Raw genomic sequence first — 20,227 nt, forward strand, 5'->3', positions numbered from 1 at the left:
CTGCGTCGGGCAACCGGACAAGAGTAACCGCCGCCTTCCGGGCGTGTCCAATCGCCCCCCGTCCGGCGCGCGGAACGCACTCCGCGCCCGCCGCCTGACCGCACGCTGTCGGTCCGCCCGACTAGGCTGGCGACCGGGGTTTCCGAGGACAACTTGGTGGCCGGGCCGGTGGCGGCGCGGTGTGTGGCGGAAGGACGGTGACGGTGCCCGGGGAAGGGGACGTGCTCGACGGTCCTGCGCTGCTGCGCTGGGGTCAGCTCAGCCTGGCCGGACTCGAGCGCCATCGTGACGAGATCAACGCCTTGAACGTCTTCCCGGTCCCGGACTCCGACACCGGCACGAACCTGCTGGCGACCATGCGCGCCGCGGTCCGCAGCGCGGAAGCGGCGGTCGCCGAGGAACCGGACCGGCCCGCCGGACGCGCGGTCGCCGCCACGGAGGGAAGCGGATCCGCGGAATCCGTCGCCGCGCTCGTTTCGGAGGACGCCACGGATCGGCGGGCGGGCGCGCCGCTCACGCCCGCGGCCGCCGCGGTGGCGTCCGCTCGCGAGGTCGCGAGTGTGATGGCGCGGGCGGCCACGCTCGGGGCGCGCGGGAACTCCGGCATCATCCTTTCCCAAGTACTGCGCGGGGTGGCCGATGTGGTGCGCGACGGTCCGCTGACCGAGGCGTCGCTGCGGCTGGCGTTGCGGCGGGCGGCGCGGTTGGTGCGTGAGGCGCTGAGTTCGCCGGTCGAGGGGACCATGCTGACCGTGCTGGATCGTGCCGCCGAGAGTGCGGCGGACTGCCCGGATCGGACCCTGTCGGCGGTCGCGGTGGCGGCGGCCGACGGCGCGGCCAAGGCATTGGGGGAGACGCCGGAACAACTGGGTGTGCTGCGGGACGCGGGTGTGGTGGATGCCGGGGCGCGGGGGCTGCTGGTCCTGCTGGACGAATTGGTCACCGTGGCGGGCGGGTCGGCGCCGCAGCGGCCGGAGTACGTGCGGCGGGCTCCGGAGTCCGGGCCGGGGCCGGTGATCAATTCGTCGAATACTGTTGGTACCGCGGGGGATTCGCGGATGTCGCCGGGCGCTCTGCCGCTCGCGGGCGTGGATTCGGTTCTCGAACAGGGGAAAACGGCGGCGGCGGGGGCCGACGCGGTGCAGTACGAAGTCATGTACGTGCTGGGCGAATCCGACGAATCCCGGGTGGGCGGGCTGCGGGATCGGCTTGCCGAGCTGGGGGATTCGGTCGTGGTGGTCGGCGACGGGGCGGGCAGCTGGTCGGCACACGTCCATTGCGCCGATGCCGGGGCCGCGGTGGAGGCGGGTCTGGCGGCGGGACGGTTGAGCGGGATCCGGATCGAGACGCTGGCGGCGTCGGCGCACGCGCCGGGTGGCGCGCAAGCCCGTGGGATTCTGGCCGTGGCGTCCGGGGCGGGGGCGGTGCGGCTGTTCCAGGATGCCGGGGCCGAGGTGCTGGAGGGCGAGGTCACGGCCGAGGCGCTGCTGGAAGGGATTCGGCGGCTGCCGCATCGAGAGGTGCTGGTGTTGCCGAACGGGGCTCTGCCCGCACACGAACTGGTGGCGGTGAGTGTGGCGGCGCGCGACGGGCAGCGCGAGGTGCTCATGCTCCCGTGCGGGTCCATGGTGCAGGGGCTGGCGGCGCTGTCCATGCACGATGCGGGCCGGATCGCGGTGGACGACGCCTTCGCCATGTCGGAGGCGGCGGCCGGAACCCGGTGGGGCGCTCTGCGGATCGCGCCGGAGCGGGCGCTGACGATCGTCGGCACCTGCGCGGCGGGTGACGGGCTCGGCCTGGTCGGGCACGACGTGGTGGTCATCGACGCCGATGTGCGCAATGCCGGCCGCACCCTGCTGGACCGGATGCTCGGGCTCGGTGGGGAATTGGTGACCATGCTGCTGGGCGCGGAAGCGCCCGAAGGACTTTCCGAGGAACTGAGCGCGCACGTGACCGCCGGTTTCCCGGGTGTGGAAGTGGTCGTGTATCCCGGCGGTCAGGCCGGTGATCTGGTGCAGATCGGGGTGGAATAGCAATGGCGACACTGGCTGATCGGCTCGACCACGTGCTGGGTGTGAAGGCGGCCGAACCGCTGCTGGAGCATTTCGACATGCAGACCGTGGAGGATCTGCTGCGGCACTATCCGCTGCGCTACGCCACCCAGGGGCAGCCGCTCACCGAGGAGGCCCCGGAGGAGGGCCAGCACATCACGGTGATGGGGCGGGTCACCAAAACCGAGTTGCGGCCCATGAAGAACCGCAAGGGCAGCCTGCTGAAGGTGAACCTGGACACCGGCGGCCCGCGCCCGGTGGAGATCACCTTCTTCAATGGCGACAAGGTGCGCTACCTGGTGAAGGAAGGCGTGCGCGCCATGATGTCGGGCACCGTGCACTGGTGGCGGCCCGACCGCTGGAACCTCTCGCACCCCGACTATCTGGTCCTGCCGGACAAGGAGGACGGCTCGGTCGAGAGCCTGACCAGCGTGCGCGGCGGCGGCGCGCTGCGCGGGCTGGCGCAGAGCGCGAAAGGCGCGGGCGGCGTGGACGTCTCGTTCTTCGAGCGCGAGTTCATCCCGGTGTATCCGTCCACCGCCAAGGTGCAGAGCTGGGATCTGCTGCGTTGTGTGCGGCAGGTGCTGGATCAGCTGGACCCCATCGACGATCCGCTGCCGGAGAGCCTGCGCACCGAGCATGCCCTGCTCCCGGTGTCGGATGCGCTGCGGCTCATCCACCTGCCCGACAGCAAGTCCGATATCGAAGAGGCCCGGGGCCGCCTGCGTTTCGACGAGGCCCTGGCTTTGCAGCTGGTGCTGGCCGAGCGCCGCCACCAGACCGAGGGCCGCCGCGCCGAACCGTCCCCGCCCCGGACCGACGGCATCGCGGCGGCTTTCGACAAGCGCCTGCCCTTCGAACTGACCGAGGGCCAGTGCGCCGTCATCGACGAGATCTCCGCCGATCTGTCCCGCAACCACCCCATGCATCGCCTGCTCCAGGGCGAGGTGGGTTCCGGCAAGACCATCGTCTCGCTGCTCACCATGTTGCAGGTGGTGGACAACGGCCGCCAGTGCGCGCTGCTCGCCCCCACCGAAGTGCTTGCCGCCCAGCACTATCGATCGCTGAAGAACATGCTCGGCGATCTCGGCAATGCCGGTGAACTGGGCGCGGCCGACAATGCCACCAAGGTGGTGCTGGTGACCGGCTCCATGTCGGCCGGTCAGAAGAAGGCCGCCCTGCTCGACGCCGTCACCGGCGAGGCGGGCCTCATCATCGGCACCCACGCCCTGATCCAGGACAATGTCGAATTCTTCGACCTCGGCATGGTCGTGGTCGACGAACAGCACCGCTTCGGCGTGGAACAGCGGGATGCGTTGCGCGCCAAGGCCAAAAAGGGTGTCAGCCCACACCTGCTGGTCATGACCGCCACCCCCATCCCGCGCACCATCGCCATGACCACCCTCGGCGATCTGGAGACCTCCACCCTCACCCAGCTCCCGCGCGGCCGCTCGCCCATCACCTCGAAGGTGGTGCCCGCCAAGGTGAAACCGGCCTGGGTGGACCGCGCCTGGGAACGCATCCACGAGGAAGTGCAAGCCGGCCGCCAGGCCTATGTGGTCTGCTCCCGCATCGGCGACGAGGAGGAGAACGGCAAGAAGGGCAAGAAGAAGGCCGAGGAGGAGAAGGAGGGCCCCACCACCCACTCGGCCGTCGACATGTTCGAGATGCTGAGCACCGGCCCCCTGAAGGACCTACGCGTGGGTCTCCTGCACGGCCGCCTGCCCTCCGACGAAAAAGACCGCGTCATGCAGGCTTTCAATGCCGCCGACATCGACGTCCTGGTCTGCACCACGGTCGTCGAGGTCGGTGTCGACGTCCCCAATGCCACCGTGATGGCCATCGTCGACGCCGACCGTTTCGGTGTCAGCCAGCTGCATCAGCTCCGTGGTCGCGTGGGCCGCGGCAAGCACCCCGGCCTCTGCCTGCTCATCACCGAAACCAACCCGGTGGGCACCGCCATGTCCCGTCTGGAAGCCGTAGCCGCCACCACCGACGGCTTCGAACTCGCCGTCCTCGACCTGCGCCAGCGCCGCGAGGGCGACGTCCTCGGCTCCGCCCAGTCCGGCACCGCCCGCTCCCTGCGCCTGCTCTCCCTCCTCGACGACCTCGAAGTCATCACCGCCGCACAGCAATTGGCCCGCGAGGTCGTCGCCGCCGATCCCGGCCTGAAACAACACCCGGGCCTGGCCCGCATGATGCACGCCGCGGTGGACGGCGAACGCCTGGAGTACCTGGCCAAGTCCTGACGGTCAGCGCGGGAGGCGCGGGTACGGCAGGTCGGTGCTGGTCGTTTCGGTGATGGCCAGTGGTCGGCCGATCTGCGGGAAGGCGCGCTGGGCGCAGTTGGGGCGCTCGCAGACCTTGCAGCCGGCGCCGATGGGGGTGGCGGCGGCGGGATCGTCGAGTTGCAGGCCCTTGGAGTAGACGAGGCGGTCGGCGTATTCGATATCGCAGCCGAGGCCGATGGCGAATTCTTTTCCGGCCGTGCCGAACCCGGTGGTGGTCGGGGTGGTGGTGCGGGCGATCCAGAGGTAGCGGCGGCCGTCGGGCATGGACGCGATCTGGGTGAGCATGCGGCCCGGATGGGCGAAGGCCTCGTGGACGACCCAGAGCGGGCAGCTGCCGCCGACGCGGGAGAAGTGGAAAGCGGTGGCGGACTGGCGTTTGGAGATATTGCCGGCGCGGTCGGTGCGGATCAGGAAGAAGGGGACACCGCGCTGGCCCTGGCGTTGCAGGGTGGACAGCCGGTGGCAGACGGTTTCGAAGCCGACCTCGAAACGCAGTGCGAGCAGGTCGATGTCGTAGCGGAGCTCCTCGGCGGAGCGCAGGAACTTGCTGTAGGGGAGGATGAGCGCGCCCGCGAAGTAATTGGCCAGGCCGATCCGGGCCAGGGTGCGGGATTCGCCGCTGAGCGAGGGCGTTTCGTCCAGCACCTCGTCCAGCAGGCCGCCGTGCAGCAGGAAGGCCAGGGTGGTGGCGATCTGGAAGGCGCGCTGGCCGGGACGCAGGCGGCGGGCCAGGGTGAGGGTGCGGGTCTCCGGTTCGTAATGGCGCTTGGGCACATTCGGGTCGGCGCCGTCGCCGCGCACCAGGACGGTGACACCGGCGCGTTCCTCGGCGACGCGCGCGAGCTGGCGGTCCAGCGAGCCGATGGTGAGGCCGCAGTCCTCGAACAGCCGCTCGGCGGCCAGGTCGAGCTGGGCGATGTGATTGTGATGGTCGTAGAAGAAGTCGCGCACGTCCTCGTAGGGCATGGGCACCCCGGGCGCGCCGGTGGGGGTGGCGACCTTGGAGGACAAGAGATCCAACTGGTCGGTCGCGGCCCGTAGTCGGCGATGCATGGCCACAACGATTTTCGCGACTTCCGGCATCCGGGTGGCCAGGTCCTCGACCTCGGCGACCGGGGCGGCGTTGCCGCCGGCCGCCTCGACCAAGATCTCGTGCAGATCCGAGACCAGCCGGGCATCGGAGTCGGCCGCGAAGAACTGCACATCCAGGTCGAACGTCGAGTTCAGTTTCAGCAGCACGGGAATGGTGAGCGGACGTTGGTCCCGCTCCAGCTGGTTGAGGTAGCTGGGTGACAGGTCCAGGGATTTGGCCAAGGCCGCCTGGGTCATCCGCCGTTCCTCGCGCAACCGCCGTAGTCGGGCACCCGCATACATCTTGCGCACAGTGCGAGATGGTACCGACTCGGCTTCGCAAACATCGCAATATGGATTGAACTCGCCGCTATTTCGGTGATTCTGCGAGCGCTTTCGCGTCGGCGGTGCGGCTGCGTAACATGCGAATTCGGTACCTCGGGCGGTTACCGCGCGGGACCTCATCGTACTCATACCCCGGGCGTGACGCGCCGAAACCGCGGTCCGGAAGTTAGCCGGGACCACGGTCGATCAGCCCAGCAGCAGATGAACCTGAAGTTCGCCGACCAGGAACCCGAGCGCGGCGCCGATGGCGACCAGCTTCCATTCGTCCTGTTTGAAGGCGGGGCGCAACAGGCCCTCGTACTCGTCGTCGGTCAACTGCTTGGTCTTCTCGATCACCAGCGACCGCACGTCCAGGGCTTCCATGGCGTGCCGGTCGAAACCGTCCAAACCCGATGCGGCGGCGCGGATATGGTCCAGCACCAGCGTGACGGCATCGCGTTCGAGGGTGGTGAGGCTGTCGCTGCCCGCCACCAGCAGCACCAGCGGCTTGGCCGGTCCCGTCTGGGTGTTCAGGAATTCGCCGACGTGATGGCTGAGCAGCGAAGCCAACCGGTCGGCTCGCTCCCCGTTCAGCACGGCTTCCAGAATCCGTGCGGGCGTGAGGATCTCGGTGGCGATCAGATCCCCGTAATCGGCGCACACCTGCTCGCGCCGTCTGTGGAACAGCCCCTGCCAGCGCAGCGGCCCGATCCCGACCGGCTTGATCGGCCGGAAGATCATCTGCAGCGCCAGCCAGTCCGTCACCAATCCGGTGAAACCGCCGAAAGCGGGCATGAGCAAAGGATTGTGGGTGAACGCCCAGGTGAACATCTGCACCACGCCCAGCACGGTGCCGAAGATCAGTCCCGACCGCACGATGAACCGCAGCTCGTTGCGCCCGACCCGGTGCACCATCGTCACCAGCAGCGATTTGTCCTGCACCAGTGCGTCGATGGCCATCCCGCGCAGATCCATCACCTGATCGAGATTGGTGCGCAGATCGAACACGATGTCCTCGATCAGCCCCGGCAGATCCCGCTGCACCCGCTCGATCAGCGCGCGCTGCGCGGCCGCGGGCATGTTCACCCACAGTCGCGGCTGATGCCGCATCATCATCTCGCGCACCATATGGTCCACGCCCGCGTCCATGGGTTCGCGCAGCCGCGTGGTCAATTCGGCGATATCGATGCGCGCGATGATGTCCTGCGGATCGATGAGCTTGCCGAACATCAGGTCCACCGCGATGGTCGCCATGCGCGGCGCCGAGCGCGGGATCACGCCCTGCCAGCCCAGCCACGGCGGAATCCCGACGAATTCCAGTGGGCGCATGAGCATCTGCACCGCGACGATCTTGGTCACCCAGCCGATGAGCGCGGCGATGAGCGGGATGGAGAGATACAGCAGCCAGCGCTCGGTGAAATCGGCGATCACGACGCGATCGGCTCCGAGTCTGCCCTGGTTGCCACGCCCACTCCTTGGTGCAAGTATTTGTACAGAACGATTTGCTTATTCGTATCGTCGCACAGGCTGAGGAGACCCGCGTGCCCGGTGGCAAGACCACGGAGACCTCCCCGCCCACCCAGCGCGTGATGGCCATCGTCGAACTGCTCGCGGCCCAGCACGCCACGCTCACCTCCGCCGAGATCGCCGACGCACTGGACCTCAATCGCTCCACCGCGGGTGCGATTCTGGCGGCGCTCACCGAACGGGAATGGGTGCGGCGGCTGCCCGATCTGAGCTACCGGCTCGGCCCGGCGCTGGCGGCCATCGGCGCGCACGCCGCCGACGCCGCCGGGGACCGCACTTTCTTCACGGCCGAATTGGATCGCCTGGCGGACCGGGTCGACTGCGGGGTCGCGCTGAGCGCCATCAGCGGCGACTTCTTCGAGTTCGTGGCGGTCACCGAGGACCGCTACACCGCCGGGATCGAGGCCGGGGCGCGCATCCCGCTGCTGGCCCCCGCCGGCGCGGCGATCATCGCGCACGCCGGTCCCGGCCGGCAGCAGGACTGGCTCGGCACCCGCGGGCCCGAACGCCGCGCGGAGTTCCAGGCCGTGCTGAACACCCTGCGCGCCACCGGTTTCTGCCTCTGGCGGCTGGAACCCGACAGCCTGCCCACCGCCCGCGTGCTGTCCGAGGTCGCCAGCCATCTGGCCGAACTGCCCGCCAGCAAGGAATTGCGCGGCCGGGTGCTGGCGCAACTGGCGACCGTGGTGGGCAGCGCCTACGACCAGGAGACCCTGGAGCGGGATGTGCCGCTGCCGGTGAGCTATCTGACCGCCCCGGTCTTCGACGCCGCCGGGCACGCGGTCATGGAATTGCAGATCGGCCCGCTGCGCGCGGACGTCACGCGCGCCGAACGCCGCCGCTATCTGGCGGAGGTCGCCGAGGCCGCGCGCCGGATCGGCGACGGTACAGAGAGGAATCACCATGTCCGACCCTGATGCGCTGGTCCGCGAAATGTGCGCCGCCTGGGCGCAGCCGGACCCCGACCGCATCGCGTCCTTCTTCACGGAAGACGCTGTGTACCACAATATCCCGATGGAACCGGTGGTCGGCCGCCAAGCGATCCGCGACTTCGTCGCCGGTTTCGCCGGGGCCCTCGACGGTATCGACTTCGCCATTCACCACCAGGTGACGGCCGGCGATCTGGTCATGAACGAGCGCACCGACACCCTGCGCGGTGGCGGCAAGGAGACCCCGCTGCCGGTCATGGGCACGTTCGAGATTCGCGACGGCCTGATCGCCGCATGGCGCGACTATTTCGACCTGGCGGCCATTACCCGGGCGTTCGGCGGCTGATTCCCACCGCGCCGTTCGGGCAGGTACCCGCCCTATCCGCGGCGGTGTGGGTTCGCCGACTTCGCTGATCGGATGGTATTCGCTCGCCGAAATACGCTGTAGCGAGCTGTTTTCCGCCCTGACCTCGGTTGCGTAGCGTGCGAAGTATGAAGACATACAGCGTTCGAGCGCGCACCGCGGCGGAGGCGTTCCCGCGTTCGGAGCATGTGGCGACGCGGATCGCGGAAGTCGCCGTGGATCCGGTCGAGGTGCCCGGGGACGTCACCGAGATGATCGTGAACCGGATCATCGACAATGCGGCCGTCGCGGCGGCCTCGGTGCTGCGGCGGCCGGTGACCTCGGCGCGGCGGCAGGCGCTGGCGCATCCGTACGCGCCCGGCGCGACCGTGTTCGGTCTGCCCGTCGCGCAACGGTTCTCACCGGAATGGGCGGCCTGGGCCAATGGCGTCGCGGTGCGGGAACTCGACTTCCACGACACCTTCCTGGCGGCCGAGTACTCGCATCCGGGCGACAATATCCCGCCCATCCTGGCGGTGGCGCAGCATGCCGGGCGCAGCGGCGCGGAACTGATCCGGGGCCTGGCGACCGGGTACGAGATCCAGATGGATCTGGTGCGCGGAATCTGCCTGCACGAGCACAAGATCGACCATGTGGCGCATCTCGGGCCGTCGGCGGCGGCGGGCATCGGGACGCTGCTGGGGCTGGACGCCGACACCGTCTATCAGGCGGTCGGGCAGGCACTGCACACCACGACCGCGACCCGGCAGTCGCGTAAGGGCGAGATCTCCAGCTGGAAGGCCTATGCGCCCGCCTTCGCCGGGAAGATGGCGATCGAGGCCGTGGATCGCGCCATGCGGGGCGAGGGCGCGCCCGCGCCGATCTGGGAAGGCGCGGACGGGGTGATCGCACGGCTGCTGGGCGGTTTCGACGCCGAATACCAGGTGCCGCTGCCCGGGCCGGGGGAGGCCAAGCGAGCGATCCTGGACAGCTACACCAAGGAGCATTCGGCCGAGTATCAGAGCCAGGCTCCCATCGACCTGGCGCGCCGGATGCGTTCCCGCATAGGCGATCTGGGCCAGATCGCCACCATCGTGCTGCACACCAGCCACCACACCCACGTGGTGATCGGCAGCGGTTCGGGTGACCCGCAGAAATACGATCCGCGCGCCAGCCGCGAAACTCTCGATCACTCGGTGCCCTATATCTTCGCCGTCGCGCTGCAGGACGGGACCTGGCATCACGAGCGCTCATACGCGCCCGAACGCGCTCAAAGGCCGGACACCGTCGCGCTCTGGCAGCGGATCAGCACCGTGGAGGATCCGGAATGGACGCGGCGCTACCACTCCACCGATCCCGCGGAGAAAGCGTTCGGCTGCCGCGCCGTGGTCACCCTCGCGAGCGGGGAGACCATCGTCGACGAACTGGCCGTCGCCGACGCGCATCCGCTGGGCGCGCGGCCGTTCGCGCGAGCGCAGTACCTCGAGAAGTTCCGCGCCCTGGCCGAGGGCATCCTCGACGCGGCCGAACAGGACCGGTTCCTCGACGCCGCCCAGCGCACCCCGGAACTCGGTGCGGGCGAACTGGATCAGCTGACCTTCACCGTCGCGCCCGAGGTGCTCGACCGCGCCCCGGAAACTCGTGAGGGGATCTTCCGATGAGCCGCGACGATCTCGCCGGCGCCCCGTCAGGGACGATGCGGGCCGCCGTCACGCAGCTCGCCGCCCCACACCAGGGCCTGGGCCGCGACGACCGAACTGCCGTTGTAGGTGACCGACGGCGACCCGTACAGCTGATAGCCCTCGTCGAGCAGGGCGCTGATGCGCTCGCAGAAGGTGGCGTCGTCGGGTCCGGTGATCAGTCGGTAGCGCAGGCGTGGTGCGGTCATGTCGTCAGCGTAGGACGGTGGGCGGCATGACCGGGCTGATGGTGTCCACCGCCACGGCGGGGGAGAAGCGCGCGGCCTTCCGGGCGGGGCTGGCGAGCGGGCGGATCCAGCGGCTGCCCGGTGCGTTCAACCCGCTGGTGGCCAAGCTGATTCAGGAACTCGGCTTCGAAGGCGCGTATGTCTCCGGGGCGGTGGTGTCGGCGGAGCTGGCACTGCCGGATATCGGGCTGACCACGCTCACCGAGGTGGTGGAACGCGGGCGGCAGATCGCCCGGGTCACCGACCTGCCGGTGCTGATCGACGCCGACACCGGTTTCGGCGAACCCATGAGCGCGGCCCGCACGGTCACCATGCTCGAGGACGCCGGACTGGCCGGCTGTCATATCGAGGATCAGGTGAACCCCAAGCGGTGCGGGCATCTGGACGGGAAAACCGTGGTGCCGGTGGCCGATATGGTGCGGCGCATCCGGGCGGCGGTCTCGGCCCGGCGCGACGCGAACTTCATCGTCTGCGCCCGCACCGACGCTCGCGGCACCGAAGGGCTGGACGCCGCCATCGACCGCGCCAAGGCGTACGTGGACGCCGGGGCGGACCTGGTCTTCACCGAGGCCCTCGCGGATGCGAGCGAGTTCGCGAAATTCCGTGCCGCCGTGGATGTCCCGCTGCTGGCGAACATGACCGAGTTCGGCAAATCCGAGCTGATCTCGGCTCCCGATCTGGAGCGGCTCGGCTACAACGCCGTCATCTACCCCGTCACCACGCTGCGCCTGGCCATGTTCGCCGTCGAAGCGGGCCTGCGCGAAATCGCCGCCACCGGAACCCAATCCGCGCTGCTGGATCGCATGCAGCACCGCTCCCGCCTCTACGAGCTTCTCGAATATCAGCGCTACAACGAATTCGATTCCGACATCTTCAATTTCACCGTGAGCGAGTGATTCGTATGTCCGAGATCAAGAAGGGCCTCGCCGGGGTGGTGGTCGACACCACCGCCATCTCCAAGGTGGTGTCCGAGACCAGCACCCTCACCTATCGCGGCTACGCCGTCCAGGATCTGGCCCGGCACTGCCGCTTCGAGGAAGTCGCCTATCTGCTGTGGTTCGGCGAACTCCCCGACGCCGCCCAGCTGCAGCAGCTCGGCCAGCGCGAACGCGCCCTGCGCCGGGCGGACCGCTCACTGCTCGCCCTCATCGCCCGGCTTCCCGAAACCTGCCATCCGATGGACGTGGTGCGCACCGTGGTCAGCTACCTGGGCGCGGAGGACCCGCTCGAGGATCAGGGACGCAGCCAGGAAGCGCTGCTGGACAAGGCATTACGCATGACGGCGGTGCTGCCGACGGTCATCGCGGCCGATATGCGCCGCCGCCGCGGACTCGATCCCATCGCCCCCGATCCGACGCGCGGGTTCGCCGAGAACTTCCTCTACATGTGCTTCGGCGAACCCACCCCCGGCAGCCGACACCTGGACGAACGCCTGGTGCGGGCCTTCGAGACCTCCCTGATCCTCTACGCCGAGCACAGTTTCAACGCCTCCACCTTCGCCGCCCGCGTCGTCACCTCCACCGAATCCGATATGTACAGCGCGGTGACGGCGGCCATCGGCGCACTCAAGGGACCGCTGCACGGCGGGGCCAACGAGGCCGTCATGCACATGATGCTGGAGATCGGCGAACCCGAGCGGGCGCGGGAATGGTTGCGGGACAAGCTCGCTCGCAAGCAGAAGGTGATGGGGTTCGGCCACCGCGTCTACCGTGCCGGCGACTCCCGCGTCCCCACCATGCGCGCGGCTCTGGAAGACATCGCCGACCTGACCGGCGGCGGCGCCTGGCTGAAAATGTACGGCGAACTCGAAACCGCCATGGCCGAGGCCACCGGCATCAAACCGAATCTGGACTTCCCCGCCGGACCGGCCTACTACCTCATGGGCTTCGACATCGACATGTTCACACCGATTTTCGTGATGAGCCGCATCACCGGCTGGACCGCCCACATCATCGAGCAATCCCAATCCAACGCCCTCATCCGCCCACTCTCCGAATACACCGGCCCGCCGCCGCGTCCCCTGCGCCCGGTGGCGTGAACCGGGAAGGCCCGCGGTCACAGCGATCGCGGGCCTTTCAGCATCAGCGCAGCGCGACCGCGGCGGCGACCATATTGCGCAGCGCGGCTTCCACCTCGGCCGGGCCGCGGGTCTTCAGACCGCAGTCCGGATTCACCCAGAGCCGTTCGGCTGGAACGGCTTTCAGCGCCTCGGCGAGCGAAGCGGCGATCTCCTCGGTACTCGGCACCCGGGGCGAGTGGATGTCGTACACGCCGGGACCGACGCCCAGCGCGAAGCCCGCCGCATTGAGGTCGTCCAGGACCTCCATGTGCGAGCGCGCCGCCTCGATCGACGTCACATCCGCGTCCAGGGCGGCGATGGCGTCGATCACCTCACCGAACTCCGAATAGCAGAGGTGGGTGTGGATCTGGGTGGCGTCCGAGACGCCGGCGGTGGCCAGCCGGAACGCGCCGACGGCCCAATCCAGGTAGCGGGCCTTGGCTTCGGAGCGCAGCGGCAGCAGCTCGCGCAGGGCGGGCTCGTCCACCTGCACGATGCGGATGCCCGCCGCCTGCAGGTCCAGGGTTTCGTCGCGGATGGCGAGCGCCACCTGCCGGGCGGTGTCGTCGATCGGCTGATCGTCGCGCACGAACGACCAGGCCAGGATGGTGACGGGGCCGGTGAGCATGCCCTTGACCGGCTTGCCGGTGAGGGACTGCGCGTAGGCGATCCATTCCACCGTCATCGGATTCGGCCGCGCCACATCGCCGTATAGGATCGGCGGGCGGACGCAGCGGGTGCCGTAGGACTGCACCCAGCCGTTGGCGGTGGCGAAGAAGCCGTCGAGCTGTTCGGCGAAGTACTGCACCATGTCGTTGCGTTCGGGTTCGCCGTGCACGAGGACGTCGAGGCCCAGCTTCTCCTGCAAGGCGATGACATCGGCGATTTCGGCGCGCATGCGCTCGCGGTACTGGTCGGGGGTGATGTCGCCCTTGACCATGGCCGCGCGGTCCCTGCGAATGGACGGGGTCTGCGGATACGAACCGATGGTGGTGGTCGGCAGCAGCGGGAGATCGAGGCGATCGCGTTGCAGGGCACGGCGTTCCGCGGCATCGGTGCGGCGGGCGGCCTCCGGGCCGAGCGTGGCCAAGCGGGCGCGGACCGTGTCATTGCGCAGGCGGGGATCCCGGCCGCGGGTGGCCAGAGCGTCCCGGGCGGCGGACAGTTCGGCAGCCACGGCGTCGGGGCCCTCGTGCAGGGCGGTCGCCAGCACGCGCACCTCGACCACTTTCTCCGCGCCGAAGGCCAGCCAGGAGCGCAGGGCGGCATCGGCGGCGGATTCGGAATCCAGCGAATACGGCACGTGCAGCAGGGAACTGGAGGTGGAGACCACCAGTGCGCCGGTGCTGCCGAGCAGGGTGCCGAGGGTGGTCAGGGCGCGATCGAGGTCGGTGCGCCACACATTGCGGCCGTGACCACGCCCGCCACCACGAGCTTGCCGGTCAGCGCCGGAACCGCCGCCACGTCCTCGACCGTGGTCGCCGAATCCGGGGTGGTGCCGGAGGTGAAATCCAGTGCGATGCCTTCGATTCCGGTGGCGGCGAGCGCGGGCAGCGCCGCACCGGGATGCCCGAAGTAGGTGGCCACCAGGAGGGCGGGCCGGTCGTCGGTGGCGGACAGGTCCTGATAGACCCGCTCGACCAAGGCCAGTTCATCGCCGGTGAGGTCGGTGACCAGGATCGGTTCGTCGATCTGCACCCAGCGCGCGCCCGCATCGGCCAAGCGGCGCAACAACTCCCGATACAGCGGCAGCAGGGCATCGATGCGGGCCAGCGGATCGCCCTCGGCGTCCTTGGCCAGCTTCAGGAAGGTCAGCGGGCCGATCACCACCGGCCGGGCCGGTACGCCCAGCGCCATGGCCTCGCGCAGCTCGTCCAGCAGCTTGTCCGGGTGCAGCGCGAATTCGGTGTGCGCACCCAGCTCCGGCACCAGGTAGTGGTAGTTGGTGTCGAACCATTTGGTCATTTCCAGGGGCTCGACGGTGTCGGTGCCGCGCGCGGCGGCGAAATACCGGTCCAGCGGATCGGCGATACCGGCCACGCGCGGCGGCAGCGCCCCGAACATGACGGCGGTATCGAGCATCTGGTCGTAGTGGGAGAAGGTGCCCACCGGCACCGAATCCAGTCCCGCCGCGGTCACCGCCAGCAGCTGCTCGGTGCGCAGCGTACGGCCGATCGAACGCAGCTCCTCCGCGCCGATCCGCCCCGCCCAATAGGACTCGATCGCGCGCTTCAACTCCCGGTTCGGGCCGATACGAGGCAGGCCGAGAACCGTCGCGGTGAAAGGCGAAGTGTTGGTCACAGGTGTCGTCTCCAGTGTTCCGAAACCACGGGCCACCGCCATAGGCGTGCACGAACCCGGGTACCCCGAAGACACCGGTTCACACCGGCACGAGGAAACGACCGGTCCGTCCACCCAATCCACGAGGCGGAGACCGCCGGATACGGCGTATCCGGCACATTCGGCAGGTATTCGGACTCGCGGGCACCGGCCTCGAATGGCCGACCTACTGGCCGTCGCTTCCCAGGTGGGCTCACCCAGTGCGTATGACGGCGGTCGTTCCTGCATACCGCTGCGGGACAGTTCCGGATTCACACCGGATTCCCTCTAACCGATCCGAACCGCTTGGCGGGGAACCGGTTTCGACGCCGGGCGCGCCGGGCGGAGGCTTCCGCGGCCGCGCCGGGCGAACCGACTGCGCTCACAAGCATAGAGCCATTCGCAACCCGATCGCGCCACGCACCCGGCTCGTGCGCGGCGCGGCGGGCCTCACTTGCCTTCGATCACCTCGTGAATCTCATCGGCCACCAGGCCGTGCGATTCGCGATGCACCAGGGCGGCCGTCTCGGCGTCGGGGGCCTCGACCAGGCAGAAGATCCGGGTGCCGGCCGGATCCAGCCAGTAGCGCTGATAGTCCACCCCGTGCGCGCCCTGCACGGCCAGATCGGCCGCGTGCGCCTCGGCCGCGGCGGCCGGATCGACCGGCTCGGGGAGGTGGTGAATATCCATGAAGAGGGGCATGGCGGTCCTTTCCGTTTGTGCCACCATCAGTGTTGTGAGCAGCGCAGATTCGAGCCATGATCCGGGCACCGCAATGGTTGACCGGGACGCCACGAACGGCTCGGTGGACGCGGTGCTGGCGCGGCTGCGGCTGGCGGGGGCGATCTTCCTGCGGGCCGAGTACCGGGAGCCGTGGGCCTACGAATCGATGGACTGCGTCAGCACCGCGCGGGCGCTGCGCGCCGGATCGGATCGGGTGATCCTCTTTCACGTGGTGGCGACCGGCGCGTGCTGGATCCAGGTCGGCGACGGCGAGAAGCTGTGGGCGCGAGCGGGAGACGTGATCGTGCTGCCGTACGGGGATCAGCACCGCATGGGCGGGACGGACGAGGCGGACGTGGTGCCGCTGTCGGTATTCCTGATCCCGCCGCCCTGGCAGACCATGCCGGTGCTGCGGCACGGGCGCGACGGGGCGCGCACCGATGTGGTGTGCGGGTACCTCTCCAGCGCCGATCCGCTCTTCGACGCCGGATTGCGGGCGCTGCCACCGGTTTTCGTGGTGCGGCCGGACGCGACCGCGGCCGCATGGGTGCGGGCCAGCATCGAATACTCGCTGAACCAGGTGGCCGGGGTGCACGGCGGCGCGGCCGCGAGCCGGCTGCCCGAGCTGATGCTGGTGGAGGTGCTGCGGCTGTATCTGACCTCGCATCCGCTGCCCGCGCACGGCTGGTTCGCGGCGCTGCACGATCCGATCCTGGGTCCGGCACTCGGTCAGCTACATCGGTGTCCGGAGCGGAAATGGACGGTGGCGGAGCTCGCGGACGCGGTGGCGGTCTCGCGGTCGCTGCTGGACTTGCGGTTTCGCACGGTGCTCGGGCGGCCGCCGATCCGGTATCTCACCGAATGGCGGATGCGGGTGGCGGGCGAACTACTCGGGGATACCGACTTGTCGGTCGCCGCGGTGGCGCGGCGGGTGGGCTATGACGCCGAAGAAGCGTTCAGCCGGGCATTCAAACGTGAAACCGGCACGTCACCCTCGGCGTGGCGGAATGCGCGCCGGGTCTCGTGAATCCCACGGTCGCGCAGCTGTTCCGGGCCGGACCGCTGATCCGCGCGGCTTAGCAGGGTGGCGAATGTGCGGCTGTCAGGAGCACAGTGCTCACCGGCAGGCATGTGTCCGGGTGATTAACACAAATTCGCAAACCACCCCGGTGTGACTGTGAAGATTGCTGCGAACGGGACTTCGATGCCCGAACGAGATGCGGGGGCAGGTACCTTAGGCGAATGTTCTCCAAAGTCCTGGTCGCCAACCGCAGTGAAATCGCCATTCGCGCATTTCGTGCAGCCTACGAACTCGGCATCGGAACGGTGGCGGTCTTCCCGTACGAGGATCGCAACTCCGTGCATCGGCTCAAGGCCGACGAGGCATATCAGATCGGAACGCCCGGGCACCCCGTCCGGGCGTATCTGTCCATCGAGGAGATCATCAACGCGGCCAAGTCGGCCGGCGCCGATGCCGTCTACCCCGGTTACGGTTTTCTTTCCGAGAACCCGGACCTGGCCGCGGCCTGTGCGCGCGAAGGCATCACCTTCATCGGGCCGTCCGCCCAGGTGCTGGAGCTGACCGGTAACAAGGCGCGCGCCATCGCCGCCGCCAAGGCCGCCGGACTGCCGGTGCTGAACTCCAGCGAACCGTCCGCGAATGTGGACGAGCTGATGGCGGCCTCGGAGCAGATGGAGTTCCCGGTCTTCGTGAAGGCCGTCGCGGGCGGCGGCGGGCGCGGTATGCGCCGGGTCGCGGACCGGGCGCAGCTGCGCGAGGCCATCGAAGCCGCGGCGCGCGAAGCCGAATCGGCGTTCGGCGACGCCACCGTGTTCCTGGAGCAGGCGGTGGTCAACCCCCGCCACATCGAGGTGCAGATCCTCGCCGACCAGCAGGGCAATGTCATCCACCTGTACGAGCGCGACTGCTCGCTGCAGCGGCGGCACCAGAAGGTGATCGAGCTCGCGCCCGCGCCGAACCTGGATCCCGCACTGCGCGACCGCATCTGCGCCGACGCGGTGGCCTTCGCCAAGCAGATCGGGTACTCGTGCGCGGGCACCGTGGAGTTCCTGCTCGACGAGCGCGGCAATCACGTGTTCATCGAGATGAACCCGCGCATCCAGGTCGAGCACACGGTGACCGAGGAGATCACCGATGTGGACCTGGTGCAGTCGCAGATGCGCATCGCGGGCGGTGAAACCCTGGAAGACCTGGGCCTGAGCCAGGATTCGATCCACATCCGGGGCGCGGCGCTGCAGTGCCGCATCACCACCGAGGATCCGGCCAACGGCTTCCGGCCCGACACCGGCCGCATCACCGGCTACCGCTCGCCCGGCGGCGCGGGCGTGCGCCTGGACGGCGGCGCGAACGTCGGCGCGGAGGTCGGGGCCTACTTCGACTCCATGCTGGTCAAGCTCACCTGCCGCGGGCGCGACTTCGCCACCGCCATCGCGCGCGCTCGCCGGGCCGTCGCCGAATTCCGTATTCGTGGCGTGACGACCAATATTCCGTTCCTACTGGCGGTGCTGGACGATCCGGACTTCCGGGCCGGGCGGGTCACCACCTCGTTCATCGACGAGCGGCCGCAGCTGCTCACGCTGAAGAGCTCCGCCGACCGCGGCACCAAGATCCTGCAGTATCTGGCCGACGTGACGGTCAACAAGCCGCACGGCACCCGGCCCACCAAGGTGTACCCGCACGACAAGCTGCCTGCGCTCGATATGACCCAGCCGCCGCCGGCCGGATCGCGGCAGACGCTGCTGGAGCTCGGCCCGGAAGGGTTCGCGCGCTGGCTGCGCGACCGCAAGGGCGTGGCCGTCACCGACACCACCTTCCGCGACGCGCACCAGTCGCTGCTCGCCACCCGGGTGCGCACCAACGGCCTGCTGGACGTGGCCGGGCATGTGGCGCGGATGACGCCGGAATTGCTGTCCATCGAATGCTGGGGCGGCGCAACCTATGACGTGGCGCTGCGGTTCCTGTTCGAGGACCCGTGGGAGCGGCTGGCCGCGCTGCGCGAAGCGGTGCCGAACATCAACCTGCAGATGCTGCTGCGCGGACGGAACACCGTCGGTTACACGCCGTACCCCGAAAAGGTCACGCGCGCTTTCGTTTCCGAGGCCACCGCGACCGGTATCGACATCTTCCGGATCTTCGACGCGCTGAACAATGTCGATCAGATGCGGCCCGCCATCGACGCCGTGCGCGAAACCGGCACGGCCGTAGCGGAAGTCGCCATGAGCTACACCGGCGATCTGTCGAATCCGAACGAGAACCTCTACACCCTCGACTACTACCTCAAGCTGGCCGAGCAGATCGTCGAGGCCGGGGCGCACGTCATCGGCATCAAGGACATGGCGGGCCTGCTGCGCGCGCCCGCCGCGCACACGCTGGTCACGGCGCTGCGCAGCGAATTCGATCTGCCGGTGCACGTGCACACCCACGACACTCCCGGCGGGCAGCTGGCCACCTACCTCGCCGCCTGGCAGGCCGGTGCGGATGCGGTGGACGGGGCGTCGGCGCCCATGGCTGGCACCACTTCTCAGCCCGCGCTCTCGGCAATCGTTGCGGCGGCGGCCAATTCGCCGCACGACACCGGACTGAACCTGCAGAACGTGTGCGATCTGGAGCCGTACTGGGAGGCGCTGCGAAAGGTATACGGCCCCTTCGAATCCGGGCTGCCCGGCCCGACCGGGCGCGTCTACCACCACGAGATCCCCGGCGGTCAGCTCTCGAACCTGCGCCAGCAGGCCATCGCACTGGGCCTGGGTGACCAGTTCGAAGAGGTCGAGTCGAAATACGCTGCGGCGGACCGGCTCCTGGGCCGCCTGGTCAAGGTCACCCCGTCCTCCAAGGTCGTCGGCGATCTGGCCCTGGCCCTGGTCGGCACCGGCGTCGACGTCGAGGACTTCGCCTCCGATCCCGGCCGCTACGACATCCCGGATTCGGTGATCGGTTTCCTGCGCGGTGAACTCGGCACCCCCGCCGGCGGCTGGCCCGAGCCCTTCCGCAGCCGCGCCCTCGCCGGTCGCGGTCCCGCCAAGCCGGAAACCCAGCTCACCGCCGAGGACGAGAAGGGCCTGGGCGGCAGCTCGGCCGAGCGCCGCGCCACCCTCAACCGCCTGCTCTTCCCCGGCCCGACCGCGGAATTCCTGGCCCACCGCGAGAAGTACGGCGACACCACCGGCCTGTCCGCCAACCAGTTCTTCTACGGCCTGCGCCACGACGAAGAGCACCGCGTCCAGCTGGAGAAGGGCGTCACCCTGCTCATCGGGCTGGAGGCCATCTCCGAACCGGACGAACGCGGTATGCGCACGGTGATGTGCATTCTCAACGGCCAGCTGCGCCCGATCACGGTGCGCGACCGCTCCATCGCCAGCGAGATCCCCGCCGCCGAGAAGGCCGACAAGACCAATGCCGGCCATATCGCGGCCCCCTTCGCCGGCGTGGTCACCCTCGCCGTCTCCGAGGGCGATGCGGTGTCGGCGGGCGACACCATCGGCACCATCGAGGCCATGAAGATGGAAGCCGCCATCACCGCACCCCGCGCCGGCACCGTCCGCCGCGTCGCCATCGGCAAGGTGCAGCAGGTCGAAGGCGGCGACCTGCTGGTAGAGGTCAGCCTCACCGAGGCCGCCGCCGAATGACCCGCACCGCACGGCA

General features: G+C 69.1%; 13 protein-coding genes, 1 pseudogene and 1 riboswitch. Of the genes and pseudogenes, 9 read left to right on the forward strand and 5 right to left on the reverse strand.

Annotated features, from left to right (window positions below):
• The first annotated feature begins 203 nt into the window (after positions 1-203).
• Both LTV02_RS01035 and recG read left to right on the forward strand, forming a co-directional pair.
• On the forward strand, positions 204-2,033 hold the full coding sequence (locus LTV02_RS01035; protein WP_233037125.1) for a DAK2 domain-containing protein: 1,830 nt from the start codon (positions 204-206) through the stop codon (positions 2,031-2,033).
• Between the two features lie 2 nt (positions 2,034-2,035).
• Positions 2,036-4,300, forward strand: coding sequence for an ATP-dependent DNA helicase RecG (gene recG, locus LTV02_RS01040; RefSeq protein WP_233037127.1), 2,265 nt, complete (start codon positions 2,036-2,038; stop codon positions 4,298-4,300).
• Between the two features lie 3 nt (positions 4,301-4,303).
• Here the strand turns inward: recG and LTV02_RS01045 are convergent, their stop codons facing one another.
• Entirely contained in the window at positions 4,304-5,725 is a 1,422-nt protein-coding gene (locus LTV02_RS01045; protein WP_084534878.1) for a short-chain fatty acyl-CoA regulator family protein, read from the reverse strand.
• A gap of 219 nt (positions 5,726-5,944) precedes the next feature.
• Positions 5,945-7,168, reverse strand: a complete 1,224-nt coding sequence (locus LTV02_RS01050; protein ID WP_233037129.1) for a DUF445 domain-containing protein — start codon at positions 7,166-7,168, stop codon at positions 5,945-5,947.
• A gap of 110 nt (positions 7,169-7,278) precedes the next feature.
• Between LTV02_RS01050 and LTV02_RS01055 the strand changes: the two genes are divergently transcribed.
• The 3 genes from LTV02_RS01055 to prpD all read left to right on the forward strand — a co-directional run bounded on the left by LTV02_RS01055 (position 7,279) and on the right by prpD (position 10,197).
• Positions 7,279-8,181: a helix-turn-helix domain-containing protein gene (locus LTV02_RS01055; protein ID WP_233037130.1), complete on the forward strand. Its 903-nt coding sequence runs from the start codon at positions 7,279-7,281 to the stop codon at positions 8,179-8,181.
• Positions 8,168-8,539, forward strand: a complete 372-nt coding sequence (locus tag LTV02_RS01060; RefSeq protein WP_067711209.1) for an SgcJ/EcaC family oxidoreductase — start codon at positions 8,168-8,170, stop codon at positions 8,537-8,539. Before LTV02_RS01055 ends, LTV02_RS01060 begins: the two co-directional genes overlap by 14 nt.
• A gap of 146 nt (positions 8,540-8,685) precedes the next feature.
• Positions 8,686-10,197, forward strand: coding sequence for a 2-methylcitrate dehydratase PrpD (gene prpD / locus LTV02_RS01065; RefSeq protein WP_233037131.1), 1,512 nt, complete (start codon positions 8,686-8,688; stop codon positions 10,195-10,197).
• A gap of 26 nt (positions 10,198-10,223) precedes the next feature.
• Here prpD and LTV02_RS01070 read toward each other — a convergent pair whose 3' ends face one another.
• Positions 10,224-10,424: a DUF1737 domain-containing protein gene (locus tag LTV02_RS01070; protein ID WP_067711212.1), complete on the reverse strand. Its 201-nt coding sequence runs from the start codon at positions 10,422-10,424 to the stop codon at positions 10,224-10,226.
• 26 nt (positions 10,425-10,450) lie between these two features.
• Here LTV02_RS01070 and prpB point away from each other — a divergent pair, with 26 nt between their 5' ends.
• A complete protein-coding gene (gene prpB / locus LTV02_RS01075; RefSeq protein WP_233037145.1) occupies positions 10,451-11,359 on the forward strand; it encodes a methylisocitrate lyase in 909 nt (302 codons plus the stop codon).
• Between the two features lie 5 nt (positions 11,360-11,364).
• Entirely contained in the window at positions 11,365-12,501 is a 1,137-nt protein-coding gene (locus tag LTV02_RS01080; protein WP_233041916.1) for a bifunctional 2-methylcitrate synthase/citrate synthase, read from the forward strand.
• A gap of 43 nt (positions 12,502-12,544) precedes the next feature.
• On the opposite strand, the pseudogene metE reads toward LTV02_RS01080, so the two are convergent.
• Positions 12,545-14,865: pseudogene (metE, locus tag LTV02_RS01085) on the reverse strand (5-methyltetrahydropteroyltriglutamate--homocysteine S-methyltransferase).
• A gap of 103 nt (positions 14,866-14,968) precedes the next feature.
• A riboswitch (cobalamin riboswitch) is annotated at positions 14,969-15,178 on the reverse strand.
• Between the two features lie 113 nt (positions 15,179-15,291).
• Positions 15,292-15,543 (reverse strand): nickel-binding protein, encoded by a 252-nt coding sequence (locus tag LTV02_RS01090; RefSeq protein ID WP_067711218.1) that lies wholly within the window; start codon positions 15,541-15,543, stop codon positions 15,292-15,294.
• A gap of 34 nt (positions 15,544-15,577) precedes the next feature.
• Here LTV02_RS01090 and LTV02_RS01095 point away from each other — a divergent pair, with 34 nt between their 5' ends.
• Positions 15,578-16,591, forward strand: a complete 1,014-nt coding sequence (locus LTV02_RS01095) for an AraC family transcriptional regulator (RefSeq protein ID WP_233037147.1) — start codon at positions 15,578-15,580, stop codon at positions 16,589-16,591.
• Between the two features lie 215 nt (positions 16,592-16,806).
• Positions 16,807-20,211, forward strand: a complete 3,405-nt coding sequence (locus LTV02_RS01100; RefSeq protein WP_233037149.1) for a pyruvate carboxylase — start codon at positions 16,807-16,809, stop codon at positions 20,209-20,211.
• Positions 20,212-20,227: the final 16 nt, after the last annotated feature.

This window comes from Nocardia yamanashiensis, from assembly GCF_021183565.1.
GTDB classification, from domain to species: Bacteria; Actinomycetota; Actinomycetes; order Mycobacteriales; family Mycobacteriaceae; genus Nocardia; species Nocardia yamanashiensis.